At 59.8% G+C, this 24190-nt stretch carries 21 protein-coding genes; 11 read left to right on the forward strand and 10 right to left on the reverse strand.

Going from position 1 to position 24190, the window contains the following annotated elements:
- Nucleotides 1-27 precede the first annotated feature (27 nt).
- The 10 genes from mdoH to INS80_RS14415 form a co-directional block, all read right to left on the reverse strand.
- Nucleotides 28-1893 carry a glucans biosynthesis glucosyltransferase MdoH gene (gene mdoH, locus INS80_RS14370; RefSeq protein ID WP_192967292.1) on the reverse strand — a complete coding sequence of 622 codons (1866 nt, stop codon included), beginning with the start codon at nucleotides 1891-1893 and terminating at the stop codon, nucleotides 28-30.
- A 74-nt stretch (nucleotides 1894-1967) separates the two neighbouring features.
- On the reverse strand, nucleotides 1968-3476 hold the full coding sequence (locus tag INS80_RS14375; RefSeq protein WP_192966288.1) for an OpgD/OpgG family glucan biosynthesis protein: 1509 nt from the start codon (nucleotides 3474-3476) through the stop codon (nucleotides 1968-1970).
- Nucleotides 3473-4768, reverse strand: coding sequence for an OpgC family protein (locus tag INS80_RS14380; protein ID WP_192966289.1), 1296 nt, complete (start codon nucleotides 4766-4768; stop codon nucleotides 3473-3475). Before INS80_RS14380 ends, INS80_RS14375 begins: the two co-directional genes overlap by 4 nt.
- Before the next feature lie 48 nt (nucleotides 4769-4816).
- On the reverse strand, nucleotides 4817-6184 hold the full coding sequence (locus INS80_RS14385; protein WP_192966290.1) for a tetratricopeptide repeat protein: 1368 nt from the start codon (nucleotides 6182-6184) through the stop codon (nucleotides 4817-4819).
- 256 nt (nucleotides 6185-6440) lie between these two features.
- Nucleotides 6441-7640 (reverse strand): CaiB/BaiF CoA transferase family protein, encoded by a 1200-nt coding sequence (locus INS80_RS14390; RefSeq protein ID WP_439650945.1) that lies wholly within the window; start codon nucleotides 7638-7640, stop codon nucleotides 6441-6443.
- A complete protein-coding gene (locus INS80_RS14395) occupies nucleotides 7627-9243 on the reverse strand; it encodes a thiamine pyrophosphate-binding protein (RefSeq protein WP_192966292.1) in 1617 nt (538 codons plus the stop codon). Before INS80_RS14395 ends, INS80_RS14390 begins: the two co-directional genes overlap by 14 nt.
- A gap of 256 nt (nucleotides 9244-9499) precedes the next feature.
- On the reverse strand, nucleotides 9500-11530 hold the full coding sequence (locus INS80_RS14400; RefSeq protein ID WP_192966293.1) for a PhoX family protein: 2031 nt from the start codon (nucleotides 11528-11530) through the stop codon (nucleotides 9500-9502).
- A 174-nt stretch (nucleotides 11531-11704) separates the two neighbouring features.
- Nucleotides 11705-12763, reverse strand: a complete 1059-nt coding sequence (locus tag INS80_RS14405; protein WP_192966294.1) for a YeeE/YedE family protein — start codon at nucleotides 12761-12763, stop codon at nucleotides 11705-11707.
- Nucleotides 12764-12977: 214 nt separating this feature from the next.
- Nucleotides 12978-13319: an ArsR/SmtB family transcription factor gene (locus tag INS80_RS14410; protein ID WP_192966295.1), complete on the reverse strand. Its 342-nt coding sequence runs from the start codon at nucleotides 13317-13319 to the stop codon at nucleotides 12978-12980.
- An 82-nt stretch (nucleotides 13320-13401) separates the two neighbouring features.
- Complete coding sequence (locus tag INS80_RS14415; protein ID WP_226892795.1) at nucleotides 13402-13818, reverse strand: thioredoxin fold domain-containing protein; 417 nt, start codon at nucleotides 13816-13818, stop codon at nucleotides 13402-13404.
- A 136-nt stretch (nucleotides 13819-13954) separates the two neighbouring features.
- On the opposite strand from INS80_RS14415, the gene INS80_RS14420 reads away from it, so the two are divergent.
- From INS80_RS14420 to INS80_RS14470, 11 genes are all read left to right on the forward strand, one after another.
- Nucleotides 13955-14692, forward strand: coding sequence for a cytochrome c biogenesis CcdA family protein (locus INS80_RS14420; RefSeq protein ID WP_192966296.1), 738 nt, complete (start codon nucleotides 13955-13957; stop codon nucleotides 14690-14692).
- Between the two features lie 77 nt (nucleotides 14693-14769).
- A complete protein-coding gene (locus INS80_RS14425; RefSeq protein ID WP_192966297.1) occupies nucleotides 14770-15372 on the forward strand; it encodes a thioredoxin family protein in 603 nt (200 codons plus the stop codon).
- A 124-nt stretch (nucleotides 15373-15496) separates the two neighbouring features.
- Nucleotides 15497-15973: a sulfur oxidation c-type cytochrome SoxX gene (soxX, locus tag INS80_RS14430; RefSeq protein WP_192966298.1), complete on the forward strand. Its 477-nt coding sequence runs from the start codon at nucleotides 15497-15499 to the stop codon at nucleotides 15971-15973.
- A 49-nt stretch (nucleotides 15974-16022) separates the two neighbouring features.
- Nucleotides 16023-16439: a thiosulfate oxidation carrier protein SoxY gene (gene soxY / locus INS80_RS14435; protein ID WP_192966299.1), complete on the forward strand. Its 417-nt coding sequence runs from the start codon at nucleotides 16023-16025 to the stop codon at nucleotides 16437-16439.
- A gap of 40 nt (nucleotides 16440-16479) precedes the next feature.
- Nucleotides 16480-16809: a thiosulfate oxidation carrier complex protein SoxZ gene (gene soxZ, locus INS80_RS14440; protein WP_192966300.1), complete on the forward strand. Its 330-nt coding sequence runs from the start codon at nucleotides 16480-16482 to the stop codon at nucleotides 16807-16809.
- 77 nt (nucleotides 16810-16886) lie between these two features.
- Entirely contained in the window at nucleotides 16887-17738 is an 852-nt protein-coding gene (gene soxA / locus INS80_RS14445; protein ID WP_192966301.1) for a sulfur oxidation c-type cytochrome SoxA, read from the forward strand.
- Nucleotides 17739-17841: 103 nt separating this feature from the next.
- Nucleotides 17842-19539 (forward strand): thiosulfohydrolase SoxB, encoded by a 1698-nt coding sequence (gene soxB, locus INS80_RS14450; protein WP_192966302.1) that lies wholly within the window; start codon nucleotides 17842-17844, stop codon nucleotides 19537-19539.
- Between the two features lie 79 nt (nucleotides 19540-19618).
- Nucleotides 19619-20902, forward strand: a complete 1284-nt coding sequence (gene soxC, locus INS80_RS14455; protein ID WP_192966303.1) for a sulfite dehydrogenase — start codon at nucleotides 19619-19621, stop codon at nucleotides 20900-20902.
- Nucleotides 20886-21941, forward strand: coding sequence for a c-type cytochrome (locus INS80_RS14460; protein ID WP_192966304.1), 1056 nt, complete (start codon nucleotides 20886-20888; stop codon nucleotides 21939-21941). Before soxC ends, INS80_RS14460 begins: the two co-directional genes overlap by 17 nt.
- Nucleotides 21942-21945: 4 nt before the next feature.
- Nucleotides 21946-22656 carry a c-type cytochrome gene (locus INS80_RS14465; protein WP_192966305.1) on the forward strand — a complete coding sequence of 237 codons (711 nt, stop codon included), beginning with the start codon at nucleotides 21946-21948 and terminating at the stop codon, nucleotides 22654-22656.
- Between the two features lie 40 nt (nucleotides 22657-22696).
- The gene (locus tag INS80_RS14470; RefSeq protein ID WP_192966306.1) at nucleotides 22697-23959 is read left to right on the forward strand and encodes an NAD(P)/FAD-dependent oxidoreductase; all 1263 of its coding nucleotides are present in this window, start codon (nucleotides 22697-22699) and stop codon (nucleotides 23957-23959) included.
- Nucleotides 23960-24190 lie beyond the last annotated feature (231 nt).

Consider the following 24190-nt stretch of genomic DNA (forward strand, 5'->3'; position numbering starts at 1 on the left):
TGTCAGGAATGCGACGCGGACCACCAGTCACTCGGCGGCAGAGCGATCCGCGCCATGTCCGGACCAAATCTTGACCAGATCCTGTCGATAAGAGAGCGCAGCTAGCAAGACACGCGGCTGGGCGAAAGTCTCTTTCGAGCCCATCCAATCGCGGATCAAGCCAGGCAGAGGCATTCCCGACAGTGCTGACAGAGGAATGGCAAGGCACAGTGATAGCGCGATCGGTAGGAGCCAGAGCGAGACGATACCTGCAAGCATTCCAGCGCCTAGCATCAGACCACAAACACTCTCCAGGGCATGGCATCGCGCAATCTGACGGAACCGGTAGCGTCCTGCGCTGCGCACCTGCGGTGCCCAGCCCTTTTGCAGGCCGATGAGGCAGCGCAAGACCGCTATGACCTGCTGAACCATCAAGATCGGCGCATAGAGTATGGCGAGGAGAATTTCCGACAGCAGGGACAGGAAAAACTGTACTGGACCTCCATATTCGGCAAGTCGTCTGCTGCTGAGTGGCAAGGCTAAAAGCGCAAGCAGTTTCGGCGCCAACAGCATCCCGTAGATGACGACAATGACGGCAACGTGACTTGGCTCGGTCATATCGGGCCAGGACGGGTAGAGCGGATTGGTCGGATTGAAGTAGGCAAGGGCTGAGGTTTCGTTTCCTTTTCCAATCAATGCCCAGATCACCAGCAGCGCAAACCAGATCGGGGCCATCAGATACCCGACGGCACCATGCAAAAGGTGAAAACGTGAAAGATGAGAGAAGCCGCGTGCGCCAAGCAGCCTCAAATGCTGCAGGTTCCCCTGGCACCAGCGTCTGTCCCTCAGGATATGATCGATCAGCGTCGGCGGGGTTTCTTCATAGGAGCCTTCGATCCGGGGCAGAAAGCGCACCCCCCACCCGGCGCGGCGCAGCAAACCAGCTTCGACGAAATCGTGACTCATGATCAGCGTCTCTGAACCAAACCGACTCCGAAGGGGCGGAAGGCCCGCGCTTGCGGCGAAGGCCTGCGTGCGAATGATCGCGTTATGGCCCCAGTAATTTCCCTCGGTGCCGACCCAGGCCGCCAGCCCCTCTGCCATCGCAAGGCCATAGACGCCGTTGGCAAACTGCTGCATGCGACCAAAGACTGATCCTGCCCCGATCAGTTTCGGGAAGCTCTGGATCAGCCCGGCACCGGGATCTTTTGCAAGCGCATCCGCCATTTCGGCGATGGCCTGCCCGGTCATCAGGCTGTCCGCGTCCAGAACCAGCATCGCCTCATAGCCGTCGCCCCAGCGACGCACCCATTCGGCCACATTGCCAGCCTTGCGACCTGTGTTCTTGAGGCGGCACCTGTAGTGCAATGCAATATCCGGGGGGAAAGAGCTGCGCAGAGCCTCAACGCACATGCGTTCATGCCGGGCAATCTTATCATCGGCGGTGTCGGAAAGGATGAACATGGCATAGGCGTGCTGACCGCCCCGCGCGTAGAGTTCCTCCAGCATCGTGCGCGCATTGGCGCAGACGGCTGCGGGATCCTCATTATGGACCGGAACCAGAAGTGCCACTGTCAGGGGAGGAGCGGTTGGTTGCGAGGCTACGGTGCTGTTTCGCTGGCGGCGCCACAAACACCATAGGCCCAACAGTACAGTGGAGACGGAAAAGGTGATCCAGAAGAAATTGAACGCAATGAGAACCAGCAGTAGGATTTCAAGTCCCATGAAGCCATCCTGCGCGAACCATTCTGTCATCACATAAGCAAGCGCAGATGTTGCGCCACAGGCGGGCGAAAATGCCGCAAGCCGCCAAAGTGAAACTTTGTCCTCCTGGGTGGGGCCAGGGGCGCGATGGTCGTTGAAGTCGCGCCCGAAGCACTGGATAGGCATGTCGAGGGGGCATTCTGCAGGCATCAGGCCGTGTCCATACCCAACAGGGCTTGGACTGGTCGAGCCAAGGTCAGGGCTCGGCAATTCGCTCCCATCGTTCATGCGGTCCACCTGTAGAGCCAGACTTCAGAGACGGCCTGGCCGCCGCGTCGCAGCTCGGCCCGCAGTTCCACGTGATCGCGGGTGCCAGGATCAAAGCTGAAGGCGAGGCGTAGGCCGCCCGTTGCGGGATTGCGCTGCAGCACCCCCTGGCTCAGCATCACATGCGGTGAGGCCAGAACGACATCGAGATCCTCTGGTTCTCCCTCCAACAGCGGGTGAGACGCAAAATCCACGACCATGATCCGGCCCGGTGGTCCAAAGACACGCGCGCCCGCCGCTGTGTCGATCACCTGCGCCAGAGGAAGGTTCGGGCCGTCGCCCCAGTTCATTCGATATTCAAGCCGCACCTCTGATCCGGCAGCGAAAGGCACCCTCGGGCGCCAATAGGCCACGATATTGTCGTAGATCTCCTTGTCGGCGGGGATTTCAACCAGAGTTACCGCCCCTGGGCCCCAATCGCCCTTAGGCTCAATCCAAAGGCTGGGGCGGTTTTCATAGCGGGCTTCAAGATCGGCAAAGTCGGACAGGCTGCGACTGCGTTGCATCAGGCCAAAGCCGCGCGGGTTTTCATCTACAAAGGACGACACCTGCAGTCGGGTTGGGTTGGCAAGCGGGCGCCACAGGGTTTCGCCGTTGCCGTTGGCAATCAGCAGCCCGTCGCTGTCGTGCACGGAGGGACGGAAATCGTCGAACCGGTTGCGGTTGGTGCGATCAAACAGGAACATCGAGGTGAGCGGGGCAAGCCCGGCATGCGGCAGATCCACGCGCGGGAACAGCGTTGCCTCCACATCCATGACACATGCTCGGCCGGGCCTGATTGTGAACCGGTAGGCGCCGGTGACGGAAGGCGAGTCCATCAGTGCGTGCACCACCATCTCGCGCTGATCCGGTGCCGGGGCCTCAAGCCAGAATTCTGTAAACTCGGGAAACTCTTCACCATCCGCATCTGCGGTTTTTAGGGCCAGGCCACGGGCCGACAGCCCATATGTCTGCCCCATGCCAATGGCGCGGAAGTAACTCGCGCCCTGAAAGACGCAGAATTCGGTTCTTTTTCCGGGTTCGCTAAGCTCGGTGCGCAGGCGAAACCCCGAATATCCCAGCGCGCCATCCGTGCCGAGATCCGGCGCCTTGTCTGTCTTGTCAAAGAGCGACAAATCAAAGGGGATCGGATGGGCTTTACCATCTGCGACCTGATGTATCTGCACCGCGCGCGGGAAGTAGAGTCCGGGCAGGAAGAAATCTACGTTGTAGCTGCGGTTCGTCTTGCTCCAGAGCGCATCACGGCTGCGAAACCAGCGGGTCTGATACTCCTCATAGGTGAGGCTCAACCAGTCTTTCGGCACCTTTGCGCGGGGTTCAAACGGCGCCTCAGACAGCCTGCGCGCCGTTGCGATCACGTCCTGCGGGTTGAACGAATGCGATCTGTCTGTGGCACGCAGCGGGCAGGCAAGGCTGACCAGCGCCAGCGAGGAGACACCGCCAAGAAAGCTTCGTCTTGAGGTCATCGCTTGCCCCTCCAGGGTTGGGATTTGAACCAGGCCGCGCCATAGGCGCAGGCGATGATCAGGGCAAAACCTGCAAGATTTGCGGTTGCGGTGATCAGGATTCCCCGGTCGGTCTGGTCCAGCGCAAAACCGATCAGCCGCGCCAGCGCCATCGAGAAGACAAAGACCGCAAGCGACTGCTGGCCAACCTTGGTGATGATGCCCAGCAGGTGGGACCAAACCCGCGCGGCAAAGGACTGCCCCGAGGCGATGAGGCCTGTGCCACCCGCACCTGCAAGAACCCAGGCAAGATAGGCCAGCGCCAGGAAATGGGCATAGCGCAACAGGCCGAAATCGGTCTTTTCCCGCCACTCCCCAGTGAGGCGCCATGCCGGGCGAATGACTTCGGCAAGATCGCTGTTCCAGGCTTCAATCCACAAGAAGACCTTCCATGATCCGAATGGAGCCGACAGGATCAGAAAACCAGCGCAGACAGTCGCGAGGACACCCGAGATAGGTGGCGCGGGGATCCAGCCTTTCATGAAGGCAAAGCCGGTAAAGAACAGAAGCTGCCAGCCAAAGGGGTTGAAGAACCATTCCCGCTCCGACCATGGCTCTGCCGGTAGCGAGAGGCCGTCTGGGCCGAGGCCGATCAAATAGGGGTTGGCGGCGAGCCAGATAAATCCGCAGGCCGCCGCAACGGCCCATAGGCCAATCCGCTCAAGCCCCATCATCAGGGGCATCAGCGCCAGCACCACCAGATACATGGGCAGGATGTCAAAGTAGTTCGGGACATAGGTCAGCGTGAACAGGCCCACCAACTGCTCCATGGGTGCGTTGAAAAAGGGCGAAAGGTTCAGCGAGGCGACATAGCTTTTGTCAAAGGCGCCGGTCAGGTCCAGGGCCGCCATGGACATGGCCACAAAGACAAACAATCCGATATGGGCCCAGAAAACCTGCCAGCAGCGGAACAGGACGCGGGCCGTGCCCAAGAGCCAGCCGCCCCGCGCAAAAGAGCCTCCAAAGGCGATGGCCGAGGCCATGCCCGAGCAGAAAACAAAGATTTCGGTTGCGTCCGAAAAGCCAAAGCGCGCCGGGATCCAGCCGGTCCAGCGATTGCCGGGAATATGGGCCACCAGGATGATGAACATCGCAATACCGCGGTAGAAATCGAGCCGTGGATCCCGCTGGCGTCGTGCCCCGCTGGTTGGCGATGGCGAAACGCTGGGCGGTCTGCGGGTGTTGGCGGCCGCCCCACCAGGCGGCGCAGCGTCCCGCGCATGGGGGGCAGGGAAATTGGAGATGTTTGCCATCTAGAAATCACTTGTTCTTGTCAGAGTGTAGAAAGGTCGGGCTTCCGGCTATTCGGCCGGAAGAGACTGCGAGGCAGAGAGCGTCTGCGCGGCGTGGATCATGGCGCGGCGGGCGAGAGCGTAATTGTCCTCGGCGCCGCCTCGCTGGGCGCGGCGTGCGTCCAGAATGGCGGTGACGTCGCACAGGCGTCCGGCCCTCAGGCCCGCATCGATGGTCATGCGTTCAAAGACATCGCGCTGGGCATGGCTGCCTCCAGCCCGTTGCATCGAGGCCCGGGCCTGCGACAGGTGATCAAAGGCGCGCGCGTAGTCTCTCTCGCCAAAGGCCTCAAGCCCGCTTGCTGCAGCCCGCCCCGGATCGGCCATACGCTGGCGTGCCTCGTTCTGACCTGCGCGGCTTGAGTCATCATGGATACGACGGACCATGTGCAGGGTCTCGTCTTTGCGACCGCGTCCCGCCAAGGCGAGGAGGTAATGCAGATCGGCAAATATGAGGCTGCCATCTTCGGTGCGGTTTGCGCAAAGATCTGACAGCTCTTCCCAGCGATGGCCCACCGGAACGCCCTCCAGCTCCAGGCGCATCAAAAGCGAGGTCGCGTTACTGATGTCCCTGTAATCGTCGGTCTTGTCCTTGCGGATTTCATGGTCGTAGAGATCCAGCACCTCGTCGCTCTGCCCAAGATCCAGATGCATCAGGGCCTTGTGCCACCAGACGTGATAGCGAAAGTTGTTGCAATGACTCCAGGCTTCTTCTCGGCCTTCGAGCCACTCAAGACCCGCCTTTGCATTACCGGTCATGTCGTGCACATGGGCCACGGCGTGTAGCCCCCAGGCATCATCCGGCGCCATCCACAGCGCTTGCCGACCCGTGGTTTCCGCCTTGGCAAAATCGCCGGTTTCTTCCAGCGCAAAGGCATGACATCCGAGCAGGTAGCCCCGCCCGGCATGGTTCGGCTCATATGCGGGCATCACCCGCTCAATCGAACGGCGCATGCCCGCGCTGTCACCCAGCACAAACCGGATCGCCTGGCTCATCTTCATGGCTAGACTGTCGGCGGGGTCATCGCGCAAGACAGCTTCCAATTTCTGTACGGCGCGGCTTGGGCGTCCTTCCAGCCAAAGCCGCAATGCATCGACATAGAGCCGCTCACGGGGGAGGGCGGTGTCATATGCGGTCTGTGCCGTTGCCAGTGCATCGCGTGCGGGGGCTTGCATTTCGCGGCGCCCAAGCAACATCAGAAACAAACCTTTCGCAGCCTGACCGAGAGCGAAGTGCGGTTCGGCCTCAAGCAGTGTCCCAAGATGGACCGGTGCTTGCGCGCTGTGCGACAGGACTCCCAGTTGAACCTTGTTCCAGAGATCGGCGGATGATTGGGCCTTCAGGCTCGTTTCCTGTCCAAAGATATCGTCTGCCATTTGAGTATTCCTCGCCGCTGGTGTGCTTGTTGCTTGCTGTTGTCATCAGCGTAAAGGAGGCAGAATTCTCGCGCGACGGGCGCTCGCGCGTTGGTGAAGGCGCGTGTTCGGCGTGGGGACGAAACCGCTGAAAGGGGCAGGAAACACTGGCAAATTCTCGCGTTCGTGCCCAAACCAAACGAAAAAGCCCGCCTGAATGGCGGGGCTTTGCCGGTTTTTGTAACATTAGGAAGGATCCCGCTGGGCGATAGGCCGCTTAGTCGGTCTCAAATGGTGCTTTGGCTCCCAGAATCTCGGCGCTGTCCGCCCCGCATGAGGGCGGAGGACGACGATAGGTCACCGGTGTGCGAGAGAAATTTAACGGGTTCCCGAGCAGTTTGACTGGGAGACCATGCGCTTCCATCTCGATCGCCATGCCGCGCGCGGCCACCTGATCCGAGGCAAAGACACGGTCCAGCGTCTGCACGGGACCTGCCGTGACCTTGCGTGCCTCCATTGCCGCGATCACTTCATCCATTGTGAAGCGTTTGAGTGCGGGGATCATGATATCGTTCAGCGCATCGCGATGCTTGAGCCGGGAGGGGTTGGTTGCAAAACGGGGATCCTCGGCCAGACCTTCGAGGCCAAGAAACTCCATGACCCGGCGGAACTGAGCGTCATTGCCAATCGCAAGGATCACATGGGAGTCTGAGGTCTCGTAAACGCCATAGGGCATGATCGAGGGGTGCTCATTGCCGCGACGCGTGGGCAGGGTGCCGGTGTTGAGATAGGCGACGCCCTCGTTGATGAGCCAGGCAATCGTGCTGTCCACCAGAGCGAGGTCGATTTGCTGACCCTCGCCGGTTTTCTCTTGGTGGTGCAGGGCGGCCAGAATTCCAATGCAGGCGTACATACCGCACATCACATCCGCGATACCGGTGCCGACCTTGACGGGCTGGCCGCCGGGGTCACCGGTCAGCGACATGATCCCTCCAAAACCTTGCGCCACCAGGTCGTATCCGGGGCGGTGGCTGTTGGGGCCGGTCTGCCCGTAGCCCGAGATCGAACAATAGATCAGCCGCGGCAGATCGTCCTTGAGGCTGGCATAATCCAGCCCGTATTTTGCGAGTCCGCCGGGCTTGAAGTTCTCGATCAGAATATCGGCCTCCGCCGCCAGTCTGCGGATTTCAGCCTGGCCTTCGGGGGTGGCGATATCGATGGCGACCGAAAGCTTGTTGCGGTTGGCAGCTATGTAATAAGCCGACAGATCCGTCGGATTGCCGTCTTTGTCCATGGCATAGGGCGGCCCCCACTGGCGGGTATCATCGCCGCCCGACTTTGGGTTTTCCACCTTGATCACGGTTGCGCCCAGATCACCCAATAGCTGCGTGCAGGTTGGGCCTGCCAGAATGCGCGACAGGTCCAGGACCTTGATCCCTTTGAGGGCGCCGTGCGGCAACATGCTAGATGCGTCCATCATATCCTCCCGGTTCGATTTCCGCAGAGATGACAGTGAAGCGATCCGATGCCAAGGCTTGGCGAAGGGCTGCGCGCAGTTCCGTTCGGTCACGAACCGTCACGCCATTGCCGCCAAAGGCGCGGCCCATGGCGGCGAAATCGTGCCGCGCAAAGTCGACGCCGCGGTTGGTCATCTGGCGCTGGCGCTGCTTGAGTTCGATCAGGGCCAGGCTGGCATCGGCAAAGACCACAAAGATAGGAGCGACGTTCAATTCGGCTGCAGTGGCCAGATCGCCTGCCACCATCAGAAAGCCTGCGTCTCCAGAAAAGCTGACGACGGGCCTGTCCGGCTGCGCCAGTTTGCGCCCGATCGCCATCGGCAACGCGCAGCCCATTGTGCACAGTCCCGAAGACTGGATCAGGCCGCGCGGCTCGTGGCAGGTCCACATCTGGCTGAAGAGAATCCGATGTGCGCCACTGTCGGCGGTGGCCAGCGTTTCAGGCGGCAGGCTGGCGCGACATTCTGCGATGATGCCCGCAGGCCCCCAGGTGTCCTCCATGGGGAAGGCCGCTGCCAGAGCCGCGCGCGTTCTGCCGACCTCACCGAGTGGCCAGGTCTGAGAGGCGCGCGCAGTCTCGGGAGTGAGGGCCTTGAGAGTAAGGGGCAGCGACGCCACGATGTTGAGGCCAGATTGATGCATGTAATGCGTATTGGGTTCCGGGGCGATCTCGATCACGCGCTGGGTCCTGACCTCCCAGGCGTCGCGCCATCCGGGGCGCATCTCTATCGGATCGTAGCCGAGGGACAGGATCAGGTCGGCTTCCTTGAGCAAGGGCAGGAGATGCTTGTCCGCAAGGGGAGACAGCCCTGCACCGCCAAGGCACCGGGGATGATCCTCGGGCAGGATGCCCTTGGCCTTGTAGGTGGTGACGAAGGGGATCTGATGCGCTTCAAGAAAGGCGCTGAGGGCAGGACCGGCGCCTTCTGCAACGGCATCAAGGCCAATGATCGCGATGGGACGTTTCGCCTGGCTCAGCCAGTCTTGCGCCTGCGCCCGTGTCTCTTTGTCTGGCAAAGTGGCCGCAGCAGGCGCACGGCGGATGTTGCGCTCTCTGGCGGGGCTATCCGCAACCGAGATCGGCACGTCGATATGCACCGGGCCATTGCGCGGCTCGGTTGCGATGGATAGGGCCTTGTCCGCGATGACCTCTGCGGCCTCGGCGTTGAGGCGAAAGGTGGCTTTGGTGATGGGGGCGAAGACCGCACGGTGGTCCAGAACCTGATGCGTGTAGGTGTGTTCTTCGGCCGCATCGACGCAGCCTGTGAGTACCAGCATCGGAACCCGGTCCTGATGTGCATTGGCAACGACGTTGACGCCATTGAGCGCGCCCGGTCCGAGGGTTGCCACCAGGATCACCGGCGCGCCATCTGCGTGATGCACGCCTTCACCCATAAACCCGGCGGCGTTTTCGTGTTTCGCGAGGTGAAAGGCGATCCCCGCAGTCTCAAGCGCGTCCACCAGCGTCAGCACCTCGCCGCCGGGCATGCCAAAGGCGTGACGGCAGCCCGCCTCATAAAGCCGCCGGGCAAGGATGTCGGCGGCGCGCAGGTCTTTTGTCATGGGGCCTATCCATCAGAAAGAGAGTTGTGCCGCACAGAATGCGCGGATGTCAGCGCAGCGCAACCGCTTTCACGCGGGTGTGATGGTCTGGTGAAGCGAATGTGTGATGCGGAATGAAACCTGCTCTCGTGCGAGCGCGGCATAGCCTTAACAGGAGAAGGCTGTGCCGTCCTGCGCCAATTGCCCCGTGAGGGGCTGAAACCAGAGCGCGCCCCGAATGGGGCGCGCACCTTTGGATTACGTCAAAAGGACGGGGTCAGACGGCGATCTTGCCGCCGCCCTTCTTGGTGACCACCACGACCGAAGGGCGCGGGGGCATCTTGGGGTCGAAATCAGGCCAGCGGGTGGCTGGATCTTCAAAGGTCGAGGCGCGCTCGAAGCCTTTCAGAGCCTTGGTGCCATCGGTGCCGGGATGCTGAACTGCGAGGAACAGTGTTTCGTTGTCATTGGTAAAGTAGGGCCCGCATAGCTCACCGCCGACGGGGCAGCGGAAGAAGAGCTTCGAGGTGCCGCGCAGATCGCCTTCGGTCTCTAGCGCATAAAGACCATCGGACTTGCCGGTGCGCCCCCAACCAGAACCCTGATCGGTGGAAATCCACAGCCGTCCGTCAGTGTCAAAGGCGCAGTTATCAGGGGAACTGAACCAGCCGTTTTCGCTGGTCTCGGGGTTCCATTGGGCACCAACCTCGGCCAGTTTCGGGTCGCCGCATTGTACAAGGATAGACCAGGTGCCGCGCGTAGCCGCGTGATCGCCGCCTTCCTCCTTGATCTCGATGATGTGGCCGAAGTTGGACTTGGCACGGGGGTTGGCCGCGTTGACCTGTTCCTCGGTGCGCTTGGAGTTGTTGGTCAGCATGATGTAGGCGGTGCCGTCGCCGCGTGGCTGCGCGTCTTCGGGGCGGTCCATAGGAGTGGCGCCAAGGGCGTCGGCAGCCAGACGTGTGTCGATCAGAACGTCTGCCTGGCTGGCAAAGCCGTTTTCAGCCGTGAGCGGGCCGGTGCCGTGGACCAGCGGCATCCATTCAATGCTACCGTCTTCGTCAAAGCGGGCCACATAGAGAGTGCCGTCGCTCAGCAGCGTGCTGTTCGCTGCGGCATCGTCGGAAACCACGCCGCTCGACACGTATTTGTACTGATAATCGAACCGGTTGTCGTCGCCCATGTAGACGACCAGCTTGCCAGAGGACGAAACCGTGGTCTCGGCTCCTTCGTGGCGGAAGCGACCCAGAGCGGTATGTTTCACGGGCTTGGCATCGGGGTTGCGCGGATCGACTTCGACTACCCAGCCAAAGCGGTTCGACTCATTGGGTTCCTTGTCGATGTTGAACCGGTCGTAGAACTTGCCCCAGGCATACCAGCGGCCGGGCACGCCGTAGCGCTTCATGGTCTTGGCTTCGGGCTGCGCCGATATGTCGGGCTTGCCTTCGCCGTTCACAACATCGGTCCAGAAATAGCCGTGGAAGTTTTCTTCGGCCATCAGGTAGGTGCCCCAGGGGGTCATGCCGCCGGCGCAGTTGTTGAGCGTACCGATGACCGACAGGCCGGAGGGGTCGGCGTTGGTCTTCATGCGGTCGTGACCGGCGGCGGGGCCGTCGATGGTCATCTCGGTGTTGAGAGGCGTGATACGGCGGTTCATTTTGCCGTCGCGCACCACGGCCCATTTGCCGTCAGCGCCCTTGGCGATTTCCACCACGGTGCCACCATGGGCCGCCATCTCGATATCGACCAACTCTTTGGTCATGCCTTCAAAGCCGGCCTTGTCCTGGCGGCCAAGGCCGGGGAACATGACTTCTTCGTTGGTGTATTCGTGGTTGACGCACAACAGGCCACGGGTACCTTCGGCGTTGAGCGGGGTGAAGCCGACGTAGTCGTTGTTGTAACCGAATTGCTTGAGCTGGGCTTCGGCACTCTGGTTCATCACGTCGAACTCGGGCGCGTCAGCGGTGATCGGATCCCCCCAGCGCAGCAGTATGTCCGCGTCATACCCTTCGGCGATGTGGTGGGTTTCGTCGTTGCCCCAGGTCAGCTCTTCAAAGTTGTAGCGGTCCTTGCTGTTGCTGCCTGCTGCCGCTTCATTCGGAGCGATCAGGGCGGAGGTTCCGAAAAGTGCGGAGGTGGCCGACACACCCAGCATGCCCTTCAGCAGATCACGGCGGCCATAGCGGGCGTTGATCACGTCACCGATGGTCCGCTCCAGCCGTGGATTGGTTGGAATGTCGTCAAAGGCTTCATAGGCTTCCGCCTTGTTGCCGATTTCGGGGTCATTGATGATTTGCTTGCGATCCATGGCTTGCTCCTGAGTGTCCGAGCGCCGACGCAATGTCGGCCCGTCGCTCTTTCGCGCGAGTCTGTAACAGCCGCGTGACGGGCCTCGAAGTTTAACCGAAATGTCATTCGTATCAACTTTTGGTTGCGGAGGCTTTCCGCGCTGCGCTGATTTTCAGCGGTGTTAAATCACCCGCTATTCAGCCGGACGAAAGCCTTCGATCAACTGTCGCAGACCAAAAGCCGCACCGGCAAATATGGAGAGAAAGGTGACAGGCGCCGAAACGGCAAGCAGCGAAAAGGCGCTGAGGCCCTGACCAACCGTGCAACCAAGGGCAATGACCGCGCCAGCACCCATTATGCCAGCGCCAAGGATCTGTCGGCGCAACTCGCGCGGATCCTCGCAGGCCTCCCAGCGGAAATGCCCCTTGATCAGTGAACCGATGAAGGCGCCTGTCCAGACACCGGCAATGGAGCCGACGGCAAAGGAGAGCGGGCGCAGACTGCCAGTCATGGTCCATAGGATTGTTTCGCCGAGGGGGGCGGAGAAGGAGTGCGAAACAACTGGAAGCGCCTCAAAGCCCACGGTGTTGACCTGTGTCGTGAAACCCCACCCCGATATGATAGCCAATCCGACCACGAGGGACCAGAAGATCGCTTTCTTGTCATCCCGCAGTTCGCGTCCGGCGAGGGCTCCAACCATTATGACGAGGCCGACTGCCATGCCAATGCTATGAACAGGCAGACCGGTCAGCGCAGCACCGTGATGAGCGAGACCGGGTGGGACGTCGGTGGTGATTAGCTGTTGTTCAAAGAAGTAATTGCGCACAGGGGCGAGCGGGCCGCTTAGGACCACATAGGTCGAAACGCCCATAACGAGCACGATCACGAAGCTGCGCAGGTCTCCGCCGCCGAGCCGCGCGATGGCGCCATATCCACAGTTGCCGCTCAGAGCCATGCCATAGCCGAACATCAACCCACCCAGGATCGAAGCAACGGGCATCCATCTGATGCTAAGGTAGTAGCTTTCGCTCGCGTCCAGAAGTCCCAGCCCAACAAGGGAAAAACTTCCTAGTACGGCCACTCCGATAGCGAAGATCCACATGCGCATACGCAGTGTGGAGCCGCCATAAAGGATGTCTTCGATAGCCCCAAGGGTGCAGAACCGACCAAGCCGCGCTGCAAGCCCGAGTAGGACGCCGCCACCAAGACCTGCGATGGCCGCAAGATGGTGCTCTGTCAGAAAGTCGAACATCCGGCCCTCCCTCCGTCTGCGTTGGATACACCAGTCATGCAGAAAGCCCTCTTTTGATGCAAGGGCCGCAGGACGCCAGAAAAGGGCCTACCGCACGGACATGCGACCAGTAGGGCGCATTCATCGCGTGACGCAGCATCCGTTGGTTGTGCCGGTGCGTGCACAACCTGTTGCTCTCTCATCCGAATGAAACTGAGATGAAAACGTTCAGTTGTCAGGCATCTGCCGAGTTGCAGAAGAGGTCATAAACGACTTCCAGTATCCGGCGAGGGCGTTCGTCCGCGAGCCGATAGTAGATCGTCTTGCCCTCCCGCCGGGGGACGACCAGTCCCTCAAGGCGCAGCCGCGACAGCTGCTGCGACACTGCGGCCTGACGTGCGGACAGGAGTTCTTCCAGTTCGGTCACGGATTTTTCTCCGGTGACCAGATGACACAGGATCATCAGCCGTCCTTCGTGGCTGATTGCCTTGAGGAAGTTGGAGGCTGTGGTGGCGCTGTCCACCATTTTCTCCAGTTCGTCTTCCGCCATATCGACCGAAAATTTCGGCAATCCCATGTTCGTTCTCCTTTGGCGCAGCCTCTGTGGCGCTGCGTGTCCAGTTCACTTAGCCCAGTGTGGCTGCGGTCCCATGACGGGCTCAGCTGTCTCCTGTGTCCGGCGCAAACCCGGCATGGTCGCGCAACATCGACTCAAGCAGAGGCCAGAAAAAATCTTCACCCGGATATCCTTCGAGGCGAGCAATCTCACGACCTTCTTTCACGATCAAGAATGTGGGAGTAAAATTGACGCGACGTGTGGTCTCCAAACCCTTTGGCATGTTACGCAGGTCCACCCGGCGCAGCGGCGCGAAAGCTCCCTCTGCCGTCTTGGGATAGATCGGGCCGATCTCTTCATTCCAACGCGCGCACCATTCGCAGCCGTGTTGTTCTACCATCACCAACTCAACAGCCCGCGCGGGCGGTGCGAGTAGGACAACGGCAAGGCAAATTACCGCCCAAAGGCGTAAAACGAATGGGCGCCGGAAAGCCCTGTTGAAAAATACTGTGCGCGTCATGTCAGAGCCGTCTGAGTCCGTTGACGAGATAAGAGCAAACTGATTGTTTGTGAAGCACAACATAATTTGAATATGTGAATGAGACAAGGCGCGGCGCTGCTTTTCAGGCGCCGAATTGACCAATAATGAGGCGAAAATGCTTGAAATATCCTACTTTGGTGCTCTGTTTGCCGGGCTTTTGAGCTTTTTTACGCCCTGCATCCTGCCAATGGTGCCGTTTTACCTATCGTACATGGGTGGTTTATCCATGGCGGAGCTGCGCAATGACGGGGCGATTGCGCCGGGAGCGCAGCGTCGCCTGATCCTTTCGGCCTTTTGTTTCGCAGCCGGGGTGACGACGGTGTTTATGCTGATGGGCATGGGAGCGACGGCGCTTGGGCAGCTTTTCGGCCAGTATATGGATATTCTGGCCTATGGCGCGGCCGCCTTGCTGGTTTTATTTGGTCTGCATTTCCTTGGCGTCCTGCGCATTCCGCTGCTCTATCGCGAGGCGCGCCTCGAGAGCACTGCCGAACCCTCGACCGTCATCGGCGCCTATCTCATGGGCCTTGCCTTCGGCTTTGGCTGGACGCCTTGCGTGGGGCCGGCCCTGGCGTCGATCCTGATGATCGCCTCGGGCATGGGAGAGGTCTGGCGGGGAGGGGCGCTCTTGCTGGTCTATGGAATCGGTATGACAGCGCCTTTCATCGTGGCGGCCTTCTTTGCCAAGCCATTCCTGGCCTGGGTTGCGCGACACCGGGCTGCTTTTGCTTGGGTGGAAAAGGCTATGGGTGCTATGCTGATCCTGTTCGCCGTGCTGATTGTGACTGGCGGCGTAACCTACATCGCCGATCTGATGATCCGATGGATGCCGAGCCTGACCACCATTGGCTGACGATGACCGGTCGATCAATGCCGGATTGTCCCGCACTTGGGGGCTGGCACGCTGAACAATACTAGGGAGAGATTGCAATGAAACGACTGTTGGATCTGGTCGCGGCGCCTTTGGCGGCCTGCGCCTTCGCCCTTGTGCTGGCCATGCCAGCAGGGGCCGTCGAAGTGGGAGATGACGGACTGCACAAGACGTCTTGGATGCGTGATACCTTCAAGGACCTACAAGAGGATCTTGAGGAAGCGAACGCTGAAGGCAAGCGGCTTGTGCTCTTCTTTGAGCAGCGTGGCTGCATCTATTGCACCAAGATGCATGAGGAGATCTTTCCGCGGCCCGAAATCAGCAACTATATCGAAGAGAGTTATTTTGTCGTGCAACTGAACCTGCATGGCTCGACCGAGGTAACCGATTTTGATGGCGAAACCCTGCCCGAACGGGACATGGCTAGAAAGTGGGGGATCCTGTTTACCCCCACGATTCTGTTCCTCCCCGAGACGGTGAATGAGGATCAGACGGCCGTGCAGGCTGCTGTTTCGGTCATGCCGGGCGCCTTTGGGGCCGGAACCACTCTGGACATGTTTACCTGGGTCAACGAAAAGCGGTACGAGCTTGATAATGGGGAAGATTTTCAAAGATACCATGCGCGCCGCATCCAGGAGCGCAATAATGGATCGACAGACTGATAAAATGCGCAACAAGAGAAAAATTCACATTAATGAATTTGTTGTTGCGTCCGGGGGCTTCGGTGGCCTACGGTATGCAATAGCTAAGCAGGCCACTTCGGTGTGGCAGCCAACGGGAGGAACCATGAAGAGACTATCTCTGACACTGGCCATGTGTCTGGCCGGGACCATGTCACAGGCGGGCGAGGTCGCGCCTAAGGACGTGCAGTATGACGAATACGGCGGAATTGCCGAATCGTTGACCGGGGTTGCCGGAGATGCGGCCAACGGCGCTCTTATCGTCGGCAGCAAGAAAAAGGGTAACTGCGTTGCGTGTCACGCGGTAACCGCGCTTTCGGATGTTCCGTTCCACGGTGAGATCGGCCCGATGCTGGATGGCGCTGGGGATCGCTGGAGCGAAGCCGAGCTGCGTGGCCTGGTTGCAAACGCAAAAATGACCTTCGAAGGCACCATGATGCCTGCGTTCTACAAGGTTGATGGGTTCATCCGTCCCGGCGATGCCTACACCGGCAAGGCAGGCGCGGAGCCGCTGCCGCCGATCCTGACGGCCCAGGAGATTGAAGATGTCGTCGCATTCCTCGCGACGCTGAAAGAAGAGTGAGACAGCGGCCTAAAGCTGCCTGTCCGAGCGAAGTCAAAGGAGACAAATGATGGAGTTCTCACGTCGCGAGACCCTGGCCATGGGCCTGGGCGCCGCCGTGCTGACGGCCCTGCCATTCCGCGTCAATGCGGCGGCAGACGATATGATCGCCGAGTTTACCGGCGGTGCTGATCTGGCTGACAGCGGTGTCGAACTGACCGCACCTGAAATTGCGGAAAACGGCAACACGGTGCCAATTTCGGTCAGCGCCCCCGGTGCAACCGCGATCATGGTTCTGGCAACCGGCAACCCGACCCCGGGCGTTGCAACATTCAACTTCGGCCCCGGCGCCGCGAGCCAGTCTGCGTCCACCCGGATCCGTCTGGCCGGTACGCAGGATGTTGTGGCCGTTGCAAAAATGGCAGATGGCAGCTTTGCCAAGGCAAGCGCCGCCGTGAAAGTGACCATCGGGGGCTGCGGCGGCTGATCGGCCCCCGCGACACCTTCCGAAATCAAGGAGATAAGACATGGCATCCGGTGTAAAACCCCGCGTCAAGGTCCCGAAAAAAGCCGCCGCTGGCGAAGCGGTCACCATCAAGACACTGATCAGCCACAAGATGGAAAGCGGTCAGCGTAAGGACAAGGAAGGCAACGTCATTCCGCGTTCGATCATCAACCGTTTCACCTGCGAGTTCAACGGGACCATGGTGATCGACGTGACAATGGAACCGGCGATTTCCACCAACCCTTACATGGAGTTCGAGGCAACCGTCCCCGAAGCCGGTGACTTCAAGTTCACCTGGTACGATGATGACGGTTCGGTCTACGACACGTCCAAATCGATCAAGATGGCCTGATCCCGTCCGGATCTCAAAGGCAAGCGCCTCGTCCGCCACTCCGGTGGGCGAGGTGGATACCCAAGGGAGGATATGGAATGAACTATAAGGCATTGACTGCCATCGCCGCTGCGCTGACCCTGCCGATGGCCGCCTTTGCGGAGCCGGACGATGACACGCTGGTGGTCAACGACGAGATCCAGATGGTCACCAAGACCGCTGCTCCGGCGCATGTGTCGGATGTGATGGATGAGGTGATGTCGGGCTGGCACTTCCGCTCGGACGAAACCCAGGCGCTGCAGATGGACGACTTCGAGAACCCGGCGATGGTTTTTGTGGATCAGGCGATGGAAGCCTGGGACACTGCTGATGGTTCCGAGGGCAAGTCCTGTGCGTCTTGCCACGAGGATGTCGAAACCAGCATGAAGGGCGTGCGCGCGGTCTATCCCAAGTGGAATGAAGACGCCGGGGAAGTGCGTACTCTGGCAATGCAGATCAACGACTGCCGCGAGAACCAGATGGGAGCCAAAAAGTGGAAATACACTGGCGGTGACATGGCGTCGATGGAGGCTCTGATCTCTGTTCAGTCGCGCGGCATGCCGGTGAACGTGGCCATTGACGGACCGGTTCAGGCGATGTGGGAAAAAGGTAAGGAAATGTACTACACCCGCACCGGCCAGCTGGAACTGTCCTGTGCCAACTGCCACGAAGACAGCTATGGCATGATGATCCGCGCCGATCATCTGAGCCAGGGTCAGATCAACGGGTTTCCGACTTACCGTCTGAAGAACGCCAAGCTGAACACGGTTCACGCGCGTTTCAAGGGCTGCGTCCGGGATACCCGCGCCGAGACCTACAAGCCCGGCTCGGACGATTTCATTGCGCTGGAACTCTATGTCGCCTCGCGCGGCAACGGTCTGTCGGTCGAAGGACCGTCGGTTCGTAACTAAACCCGAGGAATGCCCCGTGTCATGTGATGGCACGGGGTGTTTCGCTCCATTAACATTCATACATGCGAATATGTTGCATGTTTAAACAGGATATCAGAGTAACATGATCTCGCGCCGTGATTTTCTGCAGGTTTCGATGGCTGCTTCTGCCCTGGTCGGGGCTTCTGGCTTTGGCAACTGGGGGCGTCTTGCGGCGCAGCAGAGCCTGACACAGGACCAGCTGTTGGAGTTCGATACCTTCGGTAACATCAGCATCATCCATGTCACTGACATCCATGCGCAGCTGAAACCGATCTATTTCCGCGAGCCCTCGATCAACCTCGGGGTTGGCGCGAACAAGGGTCAGGTTCCGCATATAACCGGTGCCGACTTCCGAAAGGCCTATGGCATTGCCGATGGCAGCCCATCCGCTTACGCGCTCACCTATGACGATTTTTCCTCCCTCGCCAAAGGGTACGGGCGTGTTGGCGGTCTGGACCGCATGTCGACAGTGATCAACTCCATCCGCGCGGATCGGCCCGATGCATTGCTGCTGGACGGTGGCGACACCTGGCACGGCTCCATGACCTGCTACAAGACCGAAGGTCAGGACATGGTCAATGTCATGAACGCTCTGAAACCCGACGCGATGACCTTCCATTGGGAATTCACCCTGGGGTCCGAACGTGTTCAGGAAATCGTCGAAGGGCTGCCCTTTGCCGCCCTTGGTCAGAACATCTTTGATGCCGAGTGGGACGAGCCTGCGGAACTCTTCAAGCCCTACAAGTTCTTCGAACGTGGTGGCGCAAAGGTTGCGGTGATCGGGCAGGCCTTCCCCTACATGCCGATCGCGAACCCCGGCTGGATGTTCCCGGAGTACTCCTTCGGGATTCGGGACGAAAACATGCAGGCCATGGTGGACGAAGTCCGGGCAGAGGGCGCCGACGTAGTCGTCGTCCTGTCGCACAACGGTTTTGACGTGGACAAGAAGATGGCCAGCGTTGTCTCCGGGATCGACGTGATCCTGTCTGGGCATACCCACGATGCGCTGCCTGAGCCGGTTCTGGTGGGTAAGACCCACATCATCGCCTCCGGTTCCAACGGCAAGTTCGTTTCCCGCGTGGATCTTGATGTGCGGGACGGCCAGATGATGGGCCTCAAGCACAAACTGATCCCGGTCTTCTCGGATGTGATCGCGCCCGATCCGGTGGTTTCCAAGCTGATCGACGAACAGCGCGCGCCTTACAAAGCAGAACTGGAAGAGGTGATCGGCCAGACCGACTCGCTTCTCTATCGGCGCGGCAACTTCAACGGCACTTGGGACGATCTGATCTGCGATGCGCTCTTGAGTGAGCGTGAAGCGGATATCGCCATGTCGCCCGGTGTGCGTTGGGGACCGTCGCTGATCCCGGGTGATGACATCACCCGCGAGGATATCTGGAACGTCACCTCTATGAGCTACGGCGCGGCCTACCGGACCGAGATGACCGGAGAATTCATCAAAGTGATCCTTGAAGATGTGGCGGACAACATCTTCAATCCCGACCCCTATTACCAGCAGGGCGGAGACATGGTGCGGATCGGCGGCATGGGCTACCGCATCGACATCACCAAGCCGCAGGGCGAGCGCATCAGCGAAATGACGCTGCTGAAAACCGGCGAAGCGATTGATCCCAGCAAAACCTACATGGTTGCCGGCTGGGCCAGCGTCAACGAAGGCACCGAAGGTCCGCAGATCTGGGATGTCGTCGAAAACCACATCAAGAAAATGGGCACCGTCACGGTGTCCCCGAACAACTCGGTCAAGGTGGTGGGCGCGTAAGCCCCACCACGTCCCGAGCGAATTTTGCGCCGACGCGGTCCTTGGATGGACCTCGTCACTATACGGAGGCATGAACAAGATGAGCGATAATGCAAAGGGCTTTACCCCTTCGCGCCGTCAGTTTCTGGCAGGTGCGGCAGCGGCCGGGGCCGGCAGCGCGGTAGCGGGCGCGGCCCAGGCAGCGGGTCCCGACCCGCTGATCACCGAGGTCCAGGAATGGGCCAGCGGACTGGGGGACGGCGTCGATGCAACCCCTTACGGTTTGCCGATCAGCTATGAATCGGATGTGATCCGCCGCAACGTGGAATGGCTGACCGCAGATACGATTTCTTCGATCAACTTCACCCCGATCCACGCGCTGGACGGGACCATCACGCCGCAGGGCTGCGCCTTTGAGCGTCACCACTCGGGCGCGATTGATCTGAAGAAGGAAGACTACCGCCTGATGATCAACGGTCTGGTCGACACGCCGCTGGTCTTTACCTACGCCGATCTGGAGCGTTTCCCGCGTGAGAACCGTGTCTACTTCTGCGAATGCGCGGCGAACTCAGGGATGGAATGGGCGGGGGCCCAGCTGAACGGTGCGCAGTTCACCCACGGCATGATCCACAACATGGAATACTCGGGCGTTTCCCTGCGTACCCTGCTGGAAGAGGCCGGTCTGGGCGCCGCGGGCGATCTCAAGGACAAATGGGTCTATGTGGAAGGCGCCGATGCGTCGTCGAACGGCCGCTCGATCCCGATGGACAAGGCGCTGGATGACGTTCTGGTCGCCTTCAAGGCCAACGGCGAAGCCCTGCGCAAAGAGCACGGCTATCCGGTCCGTCTGGTCGTTCCCGGCTGGGAAGGCAACATGTGGGTGAAATGGCTGCGCCGCATCGAAGTGATGGACGGCCCGGTCGAATCCCGCGAGGAGACCTCGAAATACACCGACACGCTGGAAGACGGCACCAGCCGCAAGTGGACCTGGGAAATGGATGCCAAATCCGTTGTCACCAGCCCCAGCCCGCAGTCGCCGATCACCCATGGCAAGGGCCCGTTGGTCATAACAGGCCTGGCTTGGTCCGGTCGCGGGACCATCACCGGTGTCGATGTCTCCATTGACGGCGGCAAGACCTGGAGTGAGGCACGCCTGGCGGCACCCGGTACCGACAAGGCGCTGACGCGTTTCTACCTCGATATCAACTGGGACGGTCAGGAGATGTTCCTGCAAAGCCGCGCCCGCGACAGTTCGGGTTACGTGCAGCCGACCAAGGCGCAGCTGCGCGAGGTGCGCGGCCTGAACTCGATCTATCACAACAATGCCATCCAAACCTGGTGGGTGAAGGCAAACGGAGAGGCGGAAAATGTCGAAGTTTCCTAATCTGATCGCAGCAACTGCAATGGCGGCCGCGTTGGCGGCACCTGCCTATGCTGAAAAATATGGGTTGGGCCGCCCGGCGCTTCCCGAAGAAATCGCCGCCTGGGATCTGGATGTCAGCCCCGATGGCACCGGTCTGCCCGAAGGGTCGGGCGACGTGTTCACTGGCGAAGAGGTCTTCGCCGACAAGTGCGCAGCCTGCCACGGTGATTTTGCCGAAGGCGTCGACAATTGGCCGAAACTGGCCGGTGGAGCGGATACTCTGGACCATGAGGACCCTCTGAAGACTGTTGGCTCCTATTGGCCGCATCTGTCGACTGCATGGGACTATGTGAATCGCTCAATGCCCTTTGGCGCTGCGCAGACACTGACGCCGGATGAGGTCTATGGCATCGTAGCCTATATCCTTTATTCCAATGACCTTGTGGATGATGAGTTCGTTTTGTCGAACGAAAACTTCCTGGAAGTTGAGCTGCCCAACGCCGAGGGCTTCATCATCGATGATCGCCTGACTAGCGAAGCGCATTTCTGGACCGACACGCCGTGCATGGAAAACTGCAAGGACACGGTCGAGATCACCATGCGGGCTGCGGTTCTTGACGTGACCCCGGATGAAACCGGTCTGGTTCCTCGCGCGGAAACCGAGGATGCCGTGGTTGAAGAAGCCGCCGCCGAAGCCGCTCCTGCCGCCGAGCCGGTGGAAGAGGTTGCCGCCCTGGATCCCGAACTGGTCGCCGCTGGCGAAAAGGTCTTCAAGAAGTGCAAATCCTGCCACCAGGTGGGCGACAAGGCCAAGAACAAGACCGGTCCCATCCTGAATGGCATCGTTGGGGCGACCGCAGGTGCGGTTGAAGGTTTCCGCTACTCCAAGGCGATGAAGGGCGCGGGCGAAGATGGCCTCGTCTGGACCGAAGCAGAACTTGCGGCCTTCCTTGAGAAGCCCAAAAAGTATATGAAGAAGACAAAGATGTCTTTCGCGGGCTTGAAAAAAGACGCAGACATCGAAGCGGTCATTGCCTATCTCAAATCCTTCGACGGATGATTATATGAGGATCTGGATAAAAACCTTGGCGGTCATTGCCGCGCTCTCAAGCGCGGCGGTGGCTGATGAGACGGCTGTTCAGATTGGTGATGCAGAGAGAGGCGCGGATATATTCCGCGCCTGTTCTATTTGTCATGATGTCGGGCAGGGAGCGAAGCACCGCGTTGGGCCGCATCTGAACGGCATATTTGATCGCCCCGCAGCGGGGTTTGAGGACTTCAAGTATTCCAAGGGTATCATCCGCGCGCGGCGCGATGGCCTTGTCTGGGATCTGGCGCGGCTAGATGCCTATATCGAGAACCCAAAGGCGCTGGTCAGCGGCACACGGATGAACTTTCGCGGCATAAAGGACGCACAGGACCGCCACGATGTGCTGGCTTACCTGCGCCAGTTCTCGGCCAGCCCGCAGGACATACCCGAAGCGGCACCTACGGCTTTGAAGCGCGAGATCGAGCTGGATGCGGCCATTCTGGCGATCGAGGGGGATCCGGAGTACGGTGAGTACCTTTCGACCGAATGCACGACCTGTCATCAGATTGGCGGCGATTATGACGGTATTCCGGTGATCACTGGCTGGCCGGAGGAGGACTTCGTGACGGCCATGCATGCCTATAAGGAAAAGATAAGGCCGCATCCGGTGATGCAGATGATGGCCGGACGGCTTGCGGATGAAGAAATTGCCGCATTGGCCGCCTATTTTAGCGCGCTGGAGTGATGCTCCAGCGGTTTGTTTTTCAAAGGGAGGAGAAGAACAAATGACAATTGACAGACGCAGTTTTATGGGCGCCAGTGTTGCTGCTGCGGCGGCCTTGCAGGCGCCCGCAGTCTTGGGGCAAGCGCGCCCGCGCGTGGTGGTGATCGGCGGCGGCGCAGGCGGCGCGACTGCGGCCCGATATATTGCCAAGGGTGCGAAAGGGGCGATCGACGTCACCTTGGTTGAGCCAAGCCGCAGCTACTACACCTGTTTCTTCTCGAACCTTTACATCGGGGGATTTCGCGAGCTGTCCAGCATCGCGCATAGTTATGGAACCCTTGCCAGCGATTACGGCATCAACGTGGTGCATGATTGGGCCACGGGCATCGACCGTGATGCGCGGACCGTGAGCCTCGCTGGAGGGGCCTCGCTGCCCTATGACCGGTTGATCCTGTCACCGGGCATTGATTTTGTAGAAGGCGCTGTAGAAGGCTGGGATTTGAGCGCTCAGAACAAGATGCCCCATGCCTATAAGGCGGGGTCTCAGTCGGAGCTCCTGAAAGCACAGATCGAGTCGATGCCCGAAGGCGGCACCTTTGTAATGGTGGCGCCGCCGAACCCCTATCGCTGCCCGCCTGGACCTTATGAGCGCGTATCCATGGTGGCGCATGTCCTGAAGGCAAAGAACCCAACGGCCAAGATCATCGTCGCCGATCCAAAGCCAAAGTTTTCGAAGATGGCTCTCTTTCAGGAAGGCTGGGCCAATCATTATGACGGCATGATTGACTGGATCGGAGCGGAGTTCGGCGGTGGCAATGTATCGGTCAACCCGGAGGCAATGACTGTCAGCATCGACGGCGAAGAGGTCAAGGCGGACGCGTGCAACGTCATCCCCGCAATGAAGGCGGGCCGCATCTGCGACATGGCTGGCATCACCGAAGGCAACTGGGCGCCGGTAGATGGCCGCACCATGCAAAGCCGTGTTGACGAAAACATCCACGTTCTGGGCGATGCCTGCGCGCAAGGGGACATGCCGAAATCAGGCTTTTCCGCCAATAGCCAGGCCAAGGTGGCAGCAATGGCTGTGCGCGCGGCGCTGACCGGATCCAAGATGTTCCCGGCCAAGTTCTCCAACACCTGCTGGTCGCTGATCGACACCAATGACGGGGTCAAGGTCGGTGCAACGTATGAGGCCACTGAGGAAAAGATTGCCAAGGTAGACGGCTTTATTTCGCAGACAGGTGAGAACGCAGAGTTGCGCCAGGCGACTTATGAGGAGAGCATCGGCTGGTATGCCGGTATCACAAAGGACATGTTTGGCTAAGCCGACTTTTCATTGCGGATGGCATGTTTCAGGGGCGTCCAATCGGGCGCCCCGGTTCGTTGTGCATCCGCCAGAGGGGGAGATCGTAAATTGATAGAGTTTGGCTATGATTGCCATCAGTAAAAATAACTTATTTTTATTATACGGCTTGGTTAGAATGTTTCTAGGTTAAGGGAGGGAGTGTTTTTCGGCTCGATTCTTTCTGTGTTGGCATGATCCGCGATACTCTAT

The sequence above is a fragment of the Phycobacter azelaicus genome (assembly GCF_014884385.1).
In the GTDB taxonomy this organism is placed as follows: Bacteria; Pseudomonadota; Alphaproteobacteria; order Rhodobacterales; family Rhodobacteraceae; genus Phycobacter; species Phycobacter azelaicus.